Below are 16,832 nucleotides of genomic sequence, written 5' to 3'. Positions count from 1 at the left end.
GGTAACCCTTACCTTACCCGGTCGCACCGGGCTGGAACAGACCTGTGGGGCGCGGATCGATGTGATCCACGCCCCACCGCGTTGTCGACCTCTGGGTCACTGGTCCCGGTACATCTCCGCGACCAGGAAGGCCAGGTCCAGCGACTGGCTGCGGTTGAGCCGCGGGTCGCAGGCGGTCTCATAGCGCTGGTGCAGGTCGTCGACGAAGATCTCGTCGCCGCCGCCCACGCACTCGGTGACATCGTCGCCGGTCAGCTCCACATGGATGCCGCCCGGGTGGGTCCCGAGGCCCTTGTGGACCTCGAAGAAGCCCTTGACCTCGTCCAGTACGTCATCGAACCGCCGGGTCTTGTGACCGGAGGCCGCCTCGAAGGTGTTGCCGTGCATCGGGTCGCACACCCACGCCACCTGTGCCCCGGAAGCGGTGACCTTCTCCACCAGCTCCGGCAGCCGGTCGCGGATCTTGTCCGCGCCCATCCGCGTGATGAACGTGAGCCGGCCGGGCTCGCGCTCCGGGTCGATCTTGTCGATCAGGGCCAGCGCCTCGTCCACCGAGGTGGTCGGGCCGAGCTTCACACCGATCGGGTTGCGGATCTTTGCCGCGAATTCGATGTGCGCGCCGTCCAGCTGCCGGGTCCGCTCACCGATCCACAGCATGTGGCCGGACACGTCGTACAGCTTGCCCGTACGCGAGTCGACGCGGGTCAGCGCCGATTCGTAGTCGAGGACCAGCGCCTCGTGGGAGGCGTAGAACTCGACGGTCTTGAACTCCTCCGGGTCCACCCCGCAGGCGTTCATGAAGTTCAGTGCCCGGTCGATCTCACGCGCCAGCGCCTCGTACCGCTGCCCGGACGGGGAGGACTTCACAAAGTCCTGGTTCCAGGCGTGCACCTGACGCAGGTCGGCGTAGCCACCGGTGGTGAAGGCCCGTACGAGGTTCAGCGTCGCGGACGAGGCGTGGTACATCCGCTTCAGCCGCTCCGGGTCCGGGGTGCGGGCCTCGGGCGTGAACTCGAAGCCGTTGACCGAGTCGCCCCGGTACGACGGCAGGGTCACACCGTCCCGGGTCTCGGTCGGCTTCGAGCGCGGCTTGCTGTACTGCCCGGCGATCCGGCCGACCTTGACCACCGGCACCGAGCCGGCGTAGGTCAGCACCGCGCCCATCTGGAGCAGCGTCTTGAGCTTGTTGCGGATCTGGTCGGCGCCCACGGCGTCGAAGGCCTCGGCGCAGTCACCGCCCTGCAATAGGAACGCCTCGCCCTTGGCGACGGCTCCCAGGCGGGCGCGCAGCTGGTCGCATTCGCCCGCGAAGACGAGCGGAGGATACGACTCGAGGTCCGCGATCACATCGCGCAGAGCCTCGGGGTTGGGCCACTCGGGCTGCTGCGCCGCGGGAAGGTCTCGCCAGGTGTTGCCACCGGCGTGGGATTCAGCGTTCACGGTCACGGCGTCAACCTTACGGGGTCCTGACAGCTGTCCAGCCTGACGCCCAAAGAATGAGACATTCCTGCGCAGGCTGTCACACAGGCGTGGCGCCCGTGCGGCCCGGCAGAAACCGTACGGCCACCAGACGCGCTCCCCGCACGGTCTTCCGTGCGCTAGAGTCCGGACCATGTTCGCGCAGATGACCATGGACTGGTGGTGGACCGCCTCGGCGGCCCACTGATCGCGCGTTCCCCAGACCCGCGAAGGCCGCCCGAGGGGCGGCCTTCCGCGTGTGTGACATGGCGCACCCGGGCCGTTCCTCCCCCCACCCGGAAGGAACCCCACAGGTGCACACCGATACCGCCGCTCTCGTCCAGCGGCTCACCGCAGCCGACTGCCCGCCGTTCGCCCTGCTCCACCGCCGCGCCCCCGGCCGCGACCATGACACCGTCGAGGTGCTGATCGGCGCCGTGCGGGACGTGGACCGCCTCGCCGACATCCCACTGCCGCAGGGCGCACCGGAGGAGGGGCGCGCCGTGGCCGACGCGCTCGCGCTCGTACCGTTCCGGCAGATCCGCGAGCGCGGCTTCGACGTCCATGACGACGGCACGCCGCTGACCGTGCTGCAGCCGCGGGAGTCGTACGAGCTGCCGCTCGCCGCCGTACGGGACGCGCTGCCGCGGCACGCCGTACGGGTCGAGGGAGGGGCGTTCGACGTGCCCGATGCCGAGTACGCCGCGATCGTGCGACGGGTGATCGAGGACGAGATCGGGCAGGGCGAGGGCGCGAACTTCGTCATCCGCCGGACCTTCCAGGGCGAGATCCCCGGTTTCGGCCGGGCCGATGCGCTGGCGCTGTTCCGCCGGCTGCTGGCGGGTGAGCGCGGGGCGTACTGGACGTACGTCGTCCACACCGGAAATGGCGAAGGGCCCGATGGGCCTTCCTCGGAAGGGCGGTGGCGGGAGACGGGCGGGCGCACCCTGGTCGGCGCGAGCCCGGAGGTGCATGTCCGGATGACCGGCCGGACCGTCGTGATGAATCCGATCAGCGGCACATACCGCTATCCGGCGGAGGGTCCCAGCGCGGAAGGGCTGCTGGAGTTCCTGCACGACCGCAAGGAGGTGGAGGAGCTGTCCATGGTCGTGGACGAGGAGCTGAAGATGATGTGCACCGTCTGCGACCAGGGCGGGGTGGTGATCGGCCCGCGGCTGCGGGAGATGGCCCATCTGGCGCACACCGAGTACGAGCTGCGCGGTCGCAGCACGCTGGACGTCCGGGAGGTGCTGCGGGAGACGATGTTCGCCGCGACGGTGACCGGGTCGCCGGTGCAGAACGCCTGCCGGGTCATCGAGCGGTATGAGCCCTGCGGGCCGGGAGGGGCAGGGCGTGGCTATTACGCGGGCGCGCTCGCGCTCATCGGGCGCGACGCCTGCGGCGCCCAGACGCTGGACTCCCCGATTCTCATCCGCACCGCCGACATCGACGCGGCCGGCCGGCTGCGGGTCCCGGTCGGAGCCACGCTTGTACGGCACTCCGATCCGCACAGCGAGGTCGGGGAGACGCACGCCAAGGCGGCCGGGGTGCTCACCGCTCTCGGGGTCCGGGCGGCGGCGGCCACGGCGAGTGAATCGGTGCGGCGGCCGCGGCTGGCGGACGACCCGCGGGTGCGGGCCGCGCTGGACGCGCGCCGCGCGGACCTCGCGCCGTTCTGGCTGCGGATGCAGACGGCGGACCAGGGCTCGATGACCGGCCATGCGCTGGTCGTCGACGCCGAGGACACCTTCACCGCGATGCTCGCCCATCTGCTGCGGACCTCGGGCCTGGAGGTGACGGTACGGCGCTATGACGAACCGGGGCTGCGGGAGGCGGCGCTGTCCCACCGCGGCCCGGTGGTGCTGGGGCCGGGGCCGGGCGATCCCGGCAATACGGCGGACCCGAAGATGCGGTTCCTGCGGGGGCTGACGGCTGAGCTCATGGCCGGGCACCGGTACGGTCCCACCCGTCACCCGGCATCGAGGCCTTCGGGCCGCACCTCCTTGTTGGGGGTGTGCCTGGGCCATGAGCTGATCGCGGCCGAGCTGGGGCTGGAGATCGAGCGTAAGGACGTGCCCTGTCAGGGCGCTCAGGAACGGATCGACTTCTTCGGGCGTGAGGAGGTCGTGGGGTTCTACAACACCTTTACGGCGCGCTGCGACGGGGCGGCGGAGGCGGAGTTGGCGATGGACGGGACCGAGCTGAGCCGCGACCCGGTGAGCGGGGATGTGCACGCGCTACGGGGCCCGACGTTCGCGGGTGTGCAGTTCCACCCGGAGTCGGTGCTGACGCTGAACGGCGCCGCGATCACGGCCGGGCTCCTGGCGCCCGTCCTGGGCGCCCCCCGCTGTGGCTAACGGCCGCTGCGCGGCGGTGCTTTCCCGCCCGCCCGCCCCCATCGTGGGACGGACGGGCGGGAAACCCCCATGCCGAAGACGCGGCGGCTGGTCAGCCGAAGAAGACACCCGCCTCGGTGTACAGCTTCGGGTCGACGGTCTTGAGCTTCGTCGTCGCCTCCGCCAGCGGCACCCGCACGATGTCCGTGCCGCGAAGAGCGACCATCTTCCCGAAGTCCTGGTCGTGCACCGCCTCAATCGCATGCAGCCCGAACCGCGTCGCCAGCCAGCGGTCGAACGCGGTCGGGGTGCCGCCGCGCTGCACATGTCCGAGCACCGTCGTGCGGGCCTCCTTGCCGGTACGGCTTTCGATCTCCTTGGCCAGCCACTCGCCGATGCCCGACAGCCGCACATGCCCGAACGAGTCCACCGAGCCGTCCTTGAGGACCATGTCGCCGTCCTTCGGCATGGCGCCCTCCGCGACCACGACGATCGGCGCGTAACGGATCTTGAAGCGGGACTCGACCCAGGCGCAGACCTGGTCGATGTCGAAGCGCTGCTCGGGGATGAGAATGACGTTGGCGCCACCCGCGAGGCCCGAGTGCAGGGCGATCCAGCCCGCATGACGGCCCATCACCTCGACCACGAGGACCCGCATATGGGACTCGGCGGTGGTGTGCAGCCGGTCGATGGCCTCGGTCGCGATGTTGACGGCGGTGTCGAAGCCGAAGGTGTAGTCGGTGGCGGACAGGTCGTTGTCAATGGTCTTCGGAACGCCGACGCAGGCGATCCCGTACTCGTCGGCGAGCCGCGCGGCGACCCCGAGGGTGTCCTCGCCGCCGATCGCGATCAGCGCGTCGACCTCGTACTTGGCGATGTTTTCCTTGATCCGGCGGATGCCGCCTTCCACCTTCAGTGGATTGGTGCGCGAGGACCCGAGGATGGTGCCACCGCGGGGCAGGATGCCGCGCACCGCCGGAATGTCGAGCTGGACCGTGTCGCCCTCGAGCGGGCCGCGCCAGCCGTCCCGGAAGCCCAGGAAGTCGCAGCCGTACTCCTGGACGCCCTTGCGGACGACGCCGCGAATAACCGCGTTGAGACCGGGGCAGTCACCGCCACCGGTCAGAACTCCGACCCGCATGGAATCTTCCCTTCTCCCGCTTGGACCCGATATCGGGGCCACGCTAGCGGTGATCCAGATCACAGCAGCACGGAAGCCGGGTGAATTCTTCTTCTCCGGCGCTCAGTTGGGCTCAGCGTTTCACCCGTAAGAGCGCACGGTCGTACGGCTACTCGTCGTCCAGGCCGCGCTCTATGGCGTAGCGCACCAGCTCCACGCGGTTATGGAGCTGCAGCTTGCCCAGGGTGTTCTGGACGTGGTTCTGGACCGTGCGGTGCGAGATGACAAGGCGCTCGGCTATCTGCTTGTACGACAGCCCCTTCGCCACCAGCCGCAGCACCTCGGTCTCCCGGTCGGTGAGCCGCGGCGCATCCGGCGTGTTGGGGGCCGCGGGAGCCGGGTCGGCGGCGAGACGCCGGTACTCACCGAGCACCAGCCCGGCCAGCCCCGGGGTGAACACCGGATCGCCGACCGCCGTCCGGCGCACCGCGTCCAGCAGCTCCTCCGTACTGGCCGACTTGAGCAGATAGCCGGTCGCGCCGGACTTCACCGCCTCGAGCACGTCCGCGTGTTCGCCGCTCGCGGAGAGCACCAGGACGCGCAGCTCCGGGCGGGAGCCGACCAGTTCCTTGCAGACCTCGACCCCGGGCAGCCCGGGCAGGTTGAGGTCGAGAACGAGCACATCGGGGGCCGCGGCGCGGGCGCGCCGCACCGCCTGCGGGCCGTCCCCGGCGGTCGCCACCACCTCGTATCCGGCGGCGGTCAGATCGCGGGCCACCGCGTCCCGCCACATCGGATGGTCGTCGACCACCATCACCTTGAGCGGCGTCGGCTCGCTCATCGCCCTCCCTCACACCGTTCTTCGATCACTCGCCGCCGGGGCTCGGTCAACCCTTCCCCCAGCCGCCCGGGTTCGGCTGCTGCCCGGACGGTCCGCCCTGGGGCGCGCACCCTCCCCAGCTACCTCCCCAGTTGCCGCTGGGGGCCCCTCAGGAGGGTGCCCCACCCCGCGGAATCCTCAACTCGACTTCCGTGCCCTGCCCGGGGAGCGACAGCAGTTCGGCGCTGCCGCCCAGATCCCGCAGCCTGCCGCGGATCGAGAGCGCGATCCCGAGGCGGCCCTCGCGCTCGGCGTCCGCCAGCCGGCCCTCCGGGATGCCCGGGCCGTCGTCCCGCACCGTCACGATCACCGCCTCCGGCTCCTCCTCCAGCAGGATCCACGCCTGGGCGTTCTCACCCGCGTGCTTGCGCACATTGTCCAGGGCGGCACCGACAGCGGCCGCCAACTCGGCGGCCGCGGCAGCCTCGAGGAGTACGGGGGTGCCCGGTTCGGCGAAGGAAACCCTGCGGTCGGCGTACGGGGCGAGCAGCGCGCGCAGATCACAGGGGCCGCCGTCGCCTTCCTGGTCCACCAGCGTCGCGGACGTCGCACCCGCTGCGGATACGCGCTCCGCGTCCGCCGTCCGCGTGCCGGCAGTTGGTGCCGTACGGGGGGCGGCGACGAGTCCGCCTGCGACCAGAGCGCGCAGGGCGACCTCCTGCTCCCCCGCCAACCGGCCCAGTTCGGCCGCCTCGCCGCCGATCTGCGTACCGCGCCGCTGCACCATCGCCAGCACCTGCAGCACGCTGTCGTGGATGTCCCGGGCCAGCCGCTCCCGCTCGCGGGTGGCCGCCTCGATCTGCAGTGCGCGGGCGAGAGTCCGCTCACTGGCGCGGGCCACCTCGACGACGTAGCCGATCGCCGTGCACGCCACGAAGAGCAGCACAATGCTGTGCACATTGCTCTTGGCGATCTCACCGCGCTCGACGATGTTGGAGATCCCCATGACCGCGGAGGCGGCCGCGGCCGGGCGCCAGCCGCCCTTGATGGCGAAGCCCAGGACCGGGCCCGCGCTCCAGATCGAGGGCAGTGTCGTCTCGCCGCTCGCGACCCGTTGAGCGGAGTCGATCAACGGGGTGAGCAGTATCCCGGTGAGGCCGATGACCATGTCGGCCGCGAGGAAGCGGTAGGTGCAGCGGGTTGCCGAGGACACCTTGTGCGAGGTGGCCAGCGTCCAGACGTCGAGGACGGCTATGTAGGCCCAGCCGGCGAGCGGGTGGTCGTACTCGGGGTACGTGTAGGCGTACCGGGCCAGGGCGTAGGCCATGGTCAGCAGCCGGAAGGCGGTGAGCGCGTGCCACAACGGCTGTTCGACGGACATCCCGACGACGTGTCGACGCCCGCCGGCCGCTGTGGACCACGGCAGCATGCGCGCCACGGTGCGCGGTGCCAATCTCCCCACCCCCCGGCCAGGTCGGCTTACGACCCGGCTCTGTCCTGTTTCGCGTCCTCAGCCTGCCTCTTGGCCGCTTCCGCGATCTGCCGCTTGGCGGCGGCCGCGTACATGTCGACGTACTCCTGGCCGGACAGCCTCATGATCTCGTACATGACCTCGTCCGTCACCGAACGCAGGATGAACCGGTCGCCGTCCATGCCGCGATAACGGCTGAAGTCCAGCGGCTTGCCGATCCTGATGCCCGGCCGGACCATCTTCGGCATGATCGTGCCGGGCGGCTGCACCTTCTCGGTGTCGATCATCGCGACCGGGATCACCGGGGCGCCGGTGGCGAGCGCCACGCGCGCGAGGCCGCCGGGCTTGCCGCGGTAGAGCCGGCCGTCGGGCGAGCGGGTGCCCTCGGGATAGATGCCGAACAGCTCGCCGCGCTCCAGGACGCTGATGCCGCTCCTGATGGCGGCCTCGCCGGCGCCGCGGGCTCCCGAGCGGTCCACCGGAAGCTGGCCCACGCCCTTGAAGAAGGCCGCCGTCAACCTGCCTTTGACACCGGGAGTGGTGAAGTACTCGGCCTTGGCGATGAAGGTGACCTTACGGTCGAGCACCGCGGGCAGGAAGAAGGAGTCCGAGAAGGACAGGTGGTTGCTGGCCAGGATCGCGGGGCCCTCGGCTGGAATGTTCTCCAGACCTTCCACCCAGGGGCGGAAGGCAACCTTCAGCGCCCCTCCGATGGACAGCTTCATTGCGCTGTACAGCAACCGAGGACCTCCTGTATCTGACGAACAGACCTTAGCCTGCGGTGGCCGTGGTCCGTTCGCCGAGCCCACCGTCGGACCTACCCGGGTGTCGGTCCCGTCGCGTACCGTGAAGTACGCCCCGCGCCCGCGGCGCTCCCACCCCGCTGGACCACGCTGTCCACCGATGACGAACAGGAGACCTCTGGTGCAGGTCCTCCCCGGAGCCGAGCCGTTCCGCCACGAGGGCGGAGAGGTCGGTGTGCTCCTCTGCCACGGCTTCACCGGTTCCCCGCAGTCACTGCGTCCCTGGGCCGACTTCCTGGCCGAACGCGGCCTGACGGTCTCGCTGCCGCTGCTGCCGGGGCATGGCACGCGCTGGCAGGACATGCAGCTCACCGGCTGGCAGGACTGGTACGCCGAGGTGGACCGGGAGTTGCGCGTGCTGACCCAGCGCTGCCGCCAGGTCTTCGTCTTCGGCCTGTCGATGGGCGGGGCCCTCACCCTGCGGCTGGCCGCCCGGCACGGCGATGCGATCAGCGGCATCGTCGTCGTCAACCCGGCGATCAAGGTGCACGGGCTGTCGGCCTATGCCCTTCCGGTGGCCCGCCACCTGGTGCGGACCACCAAGGGCCTGGCGAGCGACATCGCCAAGGACGGCGTCCAGGAGGCCGCCTACGACCGGGTCCCGCTGCACTGCGCGTACTCGGTGCGCAAGTTCTTCCAACTGGTCGACTCCGAGTTGCCGCAGGTCACCCAGCCCATGCTGCTGCTGCACAGCCCGCAGGACCATGTGGTGCCGCCCGCCGACTCGGCGCACATCCTCAGCCGGGTTTCGTCCACGGATGTCATCGAGACGCTGCTGGAGCGTAGTTTTCATGTAGCGACCCTCGACTATGACGCCGAGCGGATCTTCCAGGACAGCTACGAGTTCATCGGGCGGCTCACGACGAGCGACGATGAAGCGGGCGGGGAGAAGGAAACGGCAGGCAAGGAAGGAACGGCGACCGGTGGCTGAGCGCAATACCGGCACGGGCCGTGGCGATGGCCCCGATCCCGTCGACGAGGACGCGGCGTGGGCGGCGATCGTGGCGGGGTACGGGGAGGAGCCCCCGGACCCTGACCTGTCCGCGGACGCGGACGCGGACGCCGACGGGGACGGGGACGCTGACGGGAAGGGGAACGGGGGCACGCACGCCGACGCGGACGGCAGCACGGACGCGGCGGGCAACGAGCAGGACCGGCCGAGCGGCGCCGACGCGGTGAGCCGGCCGCTCGGCTCCAGCATCACGGTGTTCGGAGCCGGCATCGGCCCGCGCGACTGGAGCGCGGCCGACGCCTCCGACGACGACTTCGACGAGAGCGACGAGGGGCACTTCGAACCCCCGGAGCCCCCGCCCCTCCCCCAGGCCGACCTCACCGCCAAGTTCGCCTGGATCGCGGTCCTCGGCGGTCCGCTGCTGCTCGTCCTGGCGGTGCTGCTGCAGTGGAACATGACGTGGTGGCTCGCCACCGTGGGTATCGGCGGTTTCCTCGGCGGCCTCGGCACGCTGTTCTTCCGTATGAACGACGGCGATGACGAGCAGGACGACGACCCGGGCCGGGGCGCGGTGGTCTGAATACCTGTGCGGTGACTGCCCTCGGTGGCCGACTCACCGGGGAGCGGCGGGCACGCGGAGGGCGGCCAGGACCGGAAGGTGGTCCGTGGCCGCCCTCAGGTCCGCTTCGGTGATGCCGGGCAGGCCGGCCGGGACGCCGCAGCCGAGCACATCAATGCCCGGCGTGGCCAGCACCGCGTCGATGCGCTGGTGCGGACGCGCGGCAGTGGAGGTGTACTCGCTGCCCCACGGTTTGACGGCCCGTGCGTCCTGCAGCTCCGCGGTCAGCCTGCGAAATGCCCGCCCGTACGGCCGCTCGTTCAGGTCACCGGCCGCGACGGCATGGGGGGCGCCCATGGCGGACAGCCGCTTGAGCAGCATCCCGGCCTGCTCGTAGCGCTCGGCCGCGTTCAGGCTCAGATGACAGCTGACCGCGCAGAGCCGGGCCCGGCCGAAGCGGACCACCGCCGTCGCGAAGCCGCGCCGGTGCAGGCCCGAGGTGCGGGGCAGCAGCACATCCTCGGTGTGTTCAACGGTCGCCCGCAACGAGGACAGGATCATGGGCCCGGTGGCTGTGGCGCCGCCGGTGACGTACACGAGGTCGGACTCGCGGGCCAGCCAGGCCGCGGCCTTGCGCCAGCGGAAGAAGCGCGGCGCCTCCTGGACGAAGAGGAGATCGGGGGCGCCGGCCCGGATGATTCGGGCCAGCGCCGCCCTGTCGTCGCGCATGGAGCGGATGTTGTAGCTGAGCACGCGGATCACCGCCGCGCCGTCCGGCTCAGTGCAGGAGGCAGGCAGGTCCGCGAGCATCAGCTCACTCCTCTCGGGCCGGTCCTCCGACCCTGTTCTCTCGGTCGCCCGGCCTGGCGTCAGCCCTGCCGGGCCAGGTCGGCGGCGCCCACGAGCCCGGCCTTGCCGCCCAGCTGAGCGGCGAGCACCTGGGCGTGCGGCCGGTACTGGCCGCCGACCAGCCAGCGGCGGAAGGACTTGCGGATCGGCTCGAGCACGAGATCGCCCTCGTCGGAGACCCCGCCGCCGACGATGAACGCCGACGGGTCGAACAGCGACGCCAGGTCGGCCAGCCCGGCACCCGCCCAGCGGGCCAGCTCGCGGAACGAGTCGATGGCCACCCGGTCGCCCTTGCGGGCGGCCTCACTGACGTGCTTGCCCTCGATGCCGTCCGGGGTGCCGTCGCCGAGCCCCAGGAGGATGGTGGCGTTCTCCGGGGTCGCGACGGCCCGCTGCTTGGCGTAGCGGACGAGGGCCCGCCCGGAGGCGTACTGCTCCCAGCAGCCCTGGCTGCCGCAGCCACACAGCAGACCGTCCGGGACGACGCGGACGTGCCCGAACTCGCCGGCGACGCCGAAGCGGCCCCGGCGCAGCTTGTTGCCGATGATGATGCCGCCGCCCAGGCCGGTGCCGAGCGTGATGACGATGACGTCCTCATGGCCCTGGCCCGCGCCGAAGCGGTACTCGCCCCATGCGGCCGCGTTGGCGTCGTTCTCCACGACGACCGGCAGGCCGACGCGCTGCTCGACCTTGTCCTTCAGTGCCTCGTGCCGCCAGTCGATGTTGGGAGCGAAGAGTACGGTGGCGCGCTTGTCGTCCACGTACCCCGCGGCGCCGATACCGACGGCCTCGATGTCGTAGCCCTCGCTGACCCTGCGAATCGCGTCCGCGATGGCGTCGATGACTCCCTGGGGCGTGGGCGGCGTGGGTACCTTGCACGTCTCGAGAATCGAGCCCTCTTCGTCGACCACGCCAGCTGCGATCTTGGTGCCGCCGATGTCGACGCCGATGGTGAGTCCCATGTGTCCCTCAGTTATCCGGTCGATCCCCGCTGCGTCCCAACCGTACCCGAGGGGCGGTCAGTCGAGGTCGATCGTCTCAGTCCCGGACCAGCCTTCGGGGTCCCGCGAACCCGTGCCGCGCGCCCCCTTGCCCCGGGGGCTGTCGCCGTGTGGCTGGTCACCTCGTGTCCAGCGGCGCTCCTGGCCCTCGACGGCGGCCCGGTAGGCGGCGAGCAGCTCGGAGCCGGCGGCGGCGAGATGCCCGAAGACCTCGGGGTTGCGCTCGACGACCGGCATCGCCGCGGCCTTCGCCTGGTCGATCAGCTGCTGTACGGCGTCCTGGGCGGCCTTGGCCGCATCCGGAATCTGCAGCGAGGAGAGCTTGTCGGCGAGCGCGTCGGCGAGCTTGCGCAGCTCCTCGGCGGCGCTGCCGGGCTGGGAGCCGTAGCGCGCGCGGTACCGGGCCTGCTCGGCGGCAAGGTCCTCGGCACAGGCCTTCGCCCAGGCGTCGGCGTCGGCTGCGTCGGCGGTGTCGGCTGCTGGACGCTCGGTGGCATCGCTCATGGCGGGCTCCTGCGGCGAAGTCTTCGTCAGGTGTTTCGACGGTACCCGACCCGCCGTATGCCGTTCACGGCGTACGAGGCCACAGGGCCGGATCGGGGGTGAAGCGGATGTTCAGCATGCCGTCGGCCAGGCCCGCCCCGGAGACGCTGCAGCGGCGCAGCGCGGACGGCAGGGTGACGATCCGGCGGAAGGAGCCGACGGCGATGACGAGTTCGTCGCCGCGCCGGACCAGGCCGAGGTCGCGGCGCTCGGCTCCGGGCAGCGGCAGCCGCCACAGCAGGATGCCTTCCTCGGCGTCGCGCCGGTCCTCGACGGTCCAGGGGTCACGGCGCGGGCCGTCCGGCCGGTCGAGTTCGTCGGCCAGGCCCTCGCCCTCGATGAGGCCGACGGTGCCGTCGTCGCCGCTCAGCGTGGTGGACGTGGCGCGGCCGGCGAGGTCGTCAAGGTCGTCGAGTCCGCGTGGGTCGCGTCCGAGGTGCGGCAGCTCGCACAGGGGGTGCGCGATGGCGCAGCCTTCGTACAGCTCCTTGAGCGCGCTCTGCTGCCGGCCGGAGAGGGCGGCGAGCCAGGGGTCGTCGGAGCCGGTGGGCAGCAGCCGGTTGACGACAACACTGTCGATGGGCAGGCCGTGCAGGGCGAGGCCGGTGCGGGCGGTGCGGAGGGCGGCGACGCCGGCCGGCCCGGGGTCGACCACGATCCGTACGCTCGTCGCGTTCGAGGCGAGCAGGCCCTGGGCGGCGGCGAGTTCACGCTCACAGCGGTCGGCGGTGTCGTAGAGCCACTGTGCGGGCATCGACATGCCCGCCAGCTGCGCGAGCATGGGGCGCAGCGCACGGGCGGCCTGCCGTTCCGGCGGCAGCAGCCGCCGCAGATAGCGCCGCAACTCCTCGGGCAGCGCGAGTACGGCCACGGTCTCCGGCGCGGGCGGCATGTCGATGACCACGACGTCCCAGGCGGCGGTGTCGTCGTGCAGCGCGCGCAAGGCGCGGAGGAGGGCGAAGTGCGGTGCGCCCGGGAGGACGGTCAGCTCCTCGCGCTCCAGAGGCGTCGCGCCGAGCAGGTCGAGGGCGGCGGCGGTGCGCTGCTGCAGGGCGAGGAACTCGTCGCGGAAGTGCTCCGCGGCGTCGATCCTGGCTGCCCACAGGCCGGGCGCGGCTTCCATAGGCGGACTCCAGGGCTTGCGCGCGGGGGCGTACGCGGCCGTCTCGTGCGCGGGCTCATGGGCCGCGTCGCGCGCCGGGAGCGGTCCGGTACCGAGCGCCGGCTCCAGCGTGCCGCCGGCGTCGGCGGAGAGCAGCAGGGTGCGGCGGCCGCGACGGGCCGCGGTCAGGGCGGTCGCGGCCGCCACCGTGGTGCGGCCGGCGCCTCCGGCGCCCGTGACCAGGACCGTACGCACGCTCAGGCCTGCGCCCCGCTCTCGACCCGCTTCTTCAGCCCGGCCAGGGCGCGGTCGATGATGACCTTCTCGGCCTTGCGCTTGATCATCCCGAGCATCGGGATCTTGACGTCGACGGTCAGCTGGTACGTGACCTCGGTGCGGTCGCCGTCGTCGATCGGCTTGAGGCTGTACGAGCCGTCGAGGGCGCGCAGCATCTGGGACTTGACGAGCGACCAGCTGACCTCGTTCTCGCCGCCCCAGACGTAGGCGAGGGTGTGGTCGTCCTTGATCGCGCCGGCGTCGAGCAGCAGCCGTACCTGCTCGGCCCGCCCCTGCGCATCCTTGGCGAGAACCTGGGCCTCCTTGACCTCTCCGGTCCACTCCGGGTAGCGGTCGAAGTCGGCGATCACCGCCATGACCACGGACGGTGCCGCGTCGATCGTGATGCTCGAGCTGGTGTGTTCCGCCATCGCCGGGGCTCCTCCACTACGGTCCGGTCCGCAGCCTGCATGCCTGCCGGTGAAGGCTACCGCGCGCAGGTCGGACGGCAGAGCGCGGCCCTTTTCGTGGCTCGCTCTCACCTACGGCGACATCCAGCCGTCCCTTCTGGGGCGGGCGGGTGGGCGAACCTCGGGCGAGCGGGCCGAAGGGCGCGCCGGTGTCGAAATCCACCGGCGGTAGTCCCCCTGGGCCCAACGGCCCGGGTGGGGGGTACCCCAGGGGGACCCGGAGGGCTCACCACTCGAGCGCGTACGGCTCCCCCGTGGCGGCGAAGTGCCCAACGTTCACGCACTCGGTCGCCCCGATCCGCATCCGCCGGACCAGCGGCTGGTGCACATGCCCGAAGAGCGCGTACCGCGGCCGCGTCGTACGGATCGCCTCCAGCAGCGCGGAACTGCCCCGCTCAAGGCGCCGGGCGACGGTGTCGTAGCACAGTTCCGGCACCTCGGGCGGGATGTGCGAGCACAGCACGTCCACCTCGCCCAGCGCAGCGATCTTCGCGGCGTACTCCTCGTCGTCGATCTCATACGGCGTGCGCATGGGCGTACGCAGGCCGCCGCCGACGAATCCGAAGACACGGTCGCCGATCTCCACCCGCTGCCCATCGAGAACGGTTGTGCCCGGCCGGGCGTATTCGGACCACAGATGCGGCATGTCGACGTTGCCGTAGGTGGCATAGGTCGGCCGCGGAAAGGCGGCGAACAGGTCCGCGTACTGCTTGCGCACCGCCGCCTCGATCGCCTCTTCGCGATCGATCCCGGCCCACAGCCGGGCGCCCAGCGCACGGGCCTCCTCGAAGCGGCGGGCGGTGCGCAGTTTGACAATGCGGTCGGCGTTCTCCACACCGAAGAGGTCGGGGAAGATGCCGCGCGAGTGGTCGGCGTAGTCGAGGAAGAGCACCAGGTCGCCGAGGCAGACCAGCGCGTCCGCCCCGTCCCCGGCGCGGGCGAGGTCCTGGCTGTTGCCGTGCACGTCGCTGACCACATGAACACGCATGCGCACGACCATACGCGGTGGAAACCGCTCCCCGGCAGGGGCTGGACCTGGGGCTACTTCCGGGTCACCGAGCGTCTGGACTACCCTGCGCAGGCAGCCGCCTCGCGGTATGTGACGCATCAAACATCTGACCGAGACCCCTATCCGGACAGCTTTACCGGTCGGTAACGTCCGGGCATCCACCCAACCTGCCCGACCATGGACAGCAGCCGGCGCAGCACAAGCACACAACGGCGTGGCGCCGGTGCCCGACGAGGAGCAGCAGTCTTGCGCGAGTTCAGCCTTCCGGCCCTCTACGAGGTCCCTGCCGACGGAAACCTGACGGATCTCATCCGCCGCAACGCCGCGCAGCATCCCGATACGGCTGTCATCGCCCGCAAGCGGGACGGCCGTTGGGAGGACGTGACCGCTGCCGCCTTCCTGGACGAGGTCCGCAGAACCGCCAAGGGCCTCATTGCCGCCGGCGTCCAGCCGGGCGACCGGGTCGGTCTGATGTCGCGCACCCGCTACGAGTGGACGCTGCTGGACTTCGCCATCTGGAGCGCGGGCGGCGTCACCGTCCCGGTGTACGAGACCAGTTCGCCGGAGCAGATCGCCTGGATCCTCGGCGACTCGGGCTCGGTTGCCTGCCTGGCCGAGACCGATGTGCACCAGACGGCGATCGAGTCCGTACACGACCGGCTGCCCGCGCTGAAGAACGTCTGGCAGATCGAGCGCGGCGCCGTAGAGCAGCTGTGTACCGACGGCGCGGCGGTCTCCGACGCCGAGGTCGACGAGCGCAGCAGGCTCGCGAACGCCGACTCCCCCGCCACGATCGTCTACACCTCGGGGACCACCGGCCGTCCCAAGGGCTGTGTGCTGACCCACCGCAACTTCTTCGCCGAGTGCGGCAACGTCGTCGAGCGGCTGCGCCCGCTCTTCCGTACCGGCGACTCCTCCGTACTGCTCTTCCTGCCCGTCGCGCACGTCTTCGGGCGGCTGGTCGAGGTGGCGTCGGTCCTGGCGCCGATCAAGCTCGGCCACGTACCGGACATCAAGAACCTCACCGACGAGCTGGCCTCCTTCCGCCCGACGATGGTGCTGGGCGTGCCGCGCGTCTTCGAAAAGGTCTACAACTCGGCGCGGGCCAAGGCCCAGGCGGACGGCAAGGGTAAGATCTTCGACAAGGCCGTGGACACCGCGATCGCCTACAGCCGCGCTCTGGACACCCCGTCGGGGCCCTCGCTGGCTCTCAGGTTCAAGCACACGGTCTTCGACCGGCTGGTGTACAGCAAGCTGCGGGCGGTGCTCGGCGGCCGTGGCGAGTACGCGATCTCGGGCGGTGCGCCGCTCGGCGAGCGGCTCGGCCACTTCTACCGGGGCATCGGCTTCACGGTGCTGGAGGGTTACGGCCTGACCGAGTCCTGTGCCGCGACCGCGTTCAACCCGTGGGACCGGCAGAAGATCGGCACGGTGGGCCAGCCGCTGCCGGGCTCGGTGGTACGGATCGCCGACGACGGCGAGGTGCTGCTGCACGGCGAGCACCTGTTCTCCGGCTACTGGAACAACGAGGCCGCGACCGCCGAGGCGCTGTCGGACGGCTGGTTCCACACCGGTGACATCGGCACCCTCGACGAGGACGGCTATCTGGCGATCACGGGCCGGAAGAAGGAGATCATCGTCACGGCGGGCGGCAAGAACGTCGCCCCGGCGGTGATCGAGGACCGGATCCGGGCGCATGCGCTGATCGCCGAGTGCATGGTGGTCGGCGACGGCCGGCCGTTCGTGGGCGCGCTGATCACGCTGGACGAGGAGTTCCTGCCGCGCTGGGCGGAGGAGCACGGCAAGCCGGCCGGTTCCACGGCCGCCGACCTGCGCGAGGACTCCGAACTGCTGGCGGCTGTCCAGACGGCGGTGGACGACGGCAACGCGGCGGTGTCGAAGGCGGAGTCGGTGCGCAGGTTCCGCATCCTGCCTGCCCAGTTCACCGAGGAGTCGGGCCATGTCACGCCCTCGCTGAAGCTCAAGCGCAATGTGGTGGCGAAGGACTTCGCGGACGAGATCGAGGCGATCTACAGCAGCTGACCCCCGTATATGGCACGGGC

At 71.0% G+C, this 16,832-nt stretch carries 15 protein-coding genes; 4 read left to right on the top strand and 11 right to left on the bottom strand.

What is annotated here, in order from left to right:
• Positions 1–96 precede the first annotated feature (96 nt).
• Positions 97–1,446: a class II 3-deoxy-7-phosphoheptulonate synthase gene (locus ACY34J_RS17205; RefSeq protein ID WP_462727367.1), complete on the bottom strand. Its 1,350-nt coding sequence runs from the start codon at positions 1,444–1,446 to the stop codon at positions 97–99.
• 278 nt (positions 1,447–1,724) lie between these two features.
• On the opposite strand from ACY34J_RS17205, the gene ACY34J_RS17200 reads away from it, so the two are divergent.
• Complete coding sequence (locus tag ACY34J_RS17200; protein ID WP_462727368.1) at positions 1,725–3,815, top strand: anthranilate synthase family protein; 2,091 nt, start codon at positions 1,725–1,727, stop codon at positions 3,813–3,815.
• Positions 3,816–3,906: 91 nt separating this feature from the next.
• On the opposite strand, the gene ACY34J_RS17195 is transcribed toward ACY34J_RS17200, so the two are convergent.
• The 4 genes from ACY34J_RS17195 to ACY34J_RS17180 form a co-directional block, all read right to left on the bottom strand.
• Positions 3,907–4,935 carry a 6-phosphofructokinase gene (locus tag ACY34J_RS17195; RefSeq protein WP_462727369.1) on the bottom strand — a complete coding sequence of 343 codons (1,029 nt, stop codon included), beginning with the start codon at positions 4,933–4,935 and terminating at the stop codon, positions 3,907–3,909.
• A gap of 148 nt (positions 4,936–5,083) precedes the next feature.
• Complete coding sequence (locus ACY34J_RS17190; RefSeq protein ID WP_462727370.1) at positions 5,084–5,755, bottom strand: response regulator; 672 nt, start codon at positions 5,753–5,755, stop codon at positions 5,084–5,086.
• 148 nt (positions 5,756–5,903) lie between these two features.
• On the bottom strand, positions 5,904–7,115 hold the full coding sequence (gene macS, locus ACY34J_RS17185; RefSeq protein ID WP_462727371.1) for a MacS family sensor histidine kinase: 1,212 nt from the start codon (positions 7,113–7,115) through the stop codon (positions 5,904–5,906).
• Between the two features lie 98 nt (positions 7,116–7,213).
• Positions 7,214–7,945 carry a lysophospholipid acyltransferase family protein gene (locus tag ACY34J_RS17180; protein WP_462727372.1) on the bottom strand — a complete coding sequence of 244 codons (732 nt, stop codon included), beginning with the start codon at positions 7,943–7,945 and terminating at the stop codon, positions 7,214–7,216.
• A gap of 184 nt (positions 7,946–8,129) precedes the next feature.
• Between ACY34J_RS17180 and ACY34J_RS17175 the strand changes: the two genes are divergently transcribed.
• Together ACY34J_RS17175 and ACY34J_RS17170 are read left to right on the top strand one after the other, a co-directional pair.
• Positions 8,130–8,939, top strand: a complete 810-nt coding sequence (locus ACY34J_RS17175) for an alpha/beta hydrolase (RefSeq protein WP_462727416.1) — start codon at positions 8,130–8,132, stop codon at positions 8,937–8,939.
• On the top strand, positions 8,932–9,540 hold the full coding sequence (locus ACY34J_RS17170; protein ID WP_462727373.1) for a hypothetical protein: 609 nt from the start codon (positions 8,932–8,934) through the stop codon (positions 9,538–9,540). The genes ACY34J_RS17175 and ACY34J_RS17170 overlap by 8 nt, the downstream gene beginning before the upstream one ends.
• Positions 9,541–9,573: 33 nt before the next feature.
• Here the strand turns inward: ACY34J_RS17170 and ACY34J_RS17165 are convergent, their stop codons facing one another.
• The 6 genes from ACY34J_RS17165 to ACY34J_RS17140 form a co-directional block, all read right to left on the bottom strand.
• Positions 9,574–10,329, bottom strand: coding sequence for an endonuclease/exonuclease/phosphatase family protein (locus tag ACY34J_RS17165; RefSeq protein WP_462727374.1), 756 nt, complete (start codon positions 10,327–10,329; stop codon positions 9,574–9,576).
• 59 nt (positions 10,330–10,388) lie between these two features.
• The gene (locus ACY34J_RS17160; protein ID WP_462727375.1) at positions 10,389–11,330 is read right to left on the bottom strand and encodes an ROK family glucokinase; all 942 of its coding nucleotides are present in this window, start codon (positions 11,328–11,330) and stop codon (positions 10,389–10,391) included.
• A 57-nt stretch (positions 11,331–11,387) separates the two neighbouring features.
• Positions 11,388–11,873, bottom strand: coding sequence for a DUF5304 domain-containing protein (locus ACY34J_RS17155; protein ID WP_462727376.1), 486 nt, complete (start codon positions 11,871–11,873; stop codon positions 11,388–11,390).
• A gap of 64 nt (positions 11,874–11,937) precedes the next feature.
• A complete protein-coding gene (locus ACY34J_RS17150) occupies positions 11,938–13,269 on the bottom strand; it encodes an ArsA family ATPase (RefSeq protein WP_462727377.1) in 1,332 nt (443 codons plus the stop codon).
• Between the two features lie 2 nt (positions 13,270–13,271).
• On the bottom strand, positions 13,272–13,721 hold the full coding sequence (locus tag ACY34J_RS17145) for an SRPBCC family protein (protein ID WP_462727378.1): 450 nt from the start codon (positions 13,719–13,721) through the stop codon (positions 13,272–13,274).
• A 265-nt stretch (positions 13,722–13,986) separates the two neighbouring features.
• Complete coding sequence (locus ACY34J_RS17140; protein ID WP_462727379.1) at positions 13,987–14,748, bottom strand: metallophosphoesterase family protein; 762 nt, start codon at positions 14,746–14,748, stop codon at positions 13,987–13,989.
• Positions 14,749–15,015: 267 nt separating this feature from the next.
• Here ACY34J_RS17140 and ACY34J_RS17135 point away from each other — a divergent pair, with 267 nt between their 5' ends.
• Positions 15,016–16,812 (top strand): AMP-dependent synthetase/ligase, encoded by a 1,797-nt coding sequence (locus ACY34J_RS17135; RefSeq protein ID WP_462727380.1) that lies wholly within the window; start codon positions 15,016–15,018, stop codon positions 16,810–16,812.
• Positions 16,813–16,832 lie beyond the last annotated feature (20 nt).

The organism is Streptomyces sp. HSS9-12, assembly GCF_054963655.1.
The sequence above is the reverse complement of the archived record's forward strand: the minus strand, read 5'-3'. Positions and strand labels throughout refer to the sequence as shown.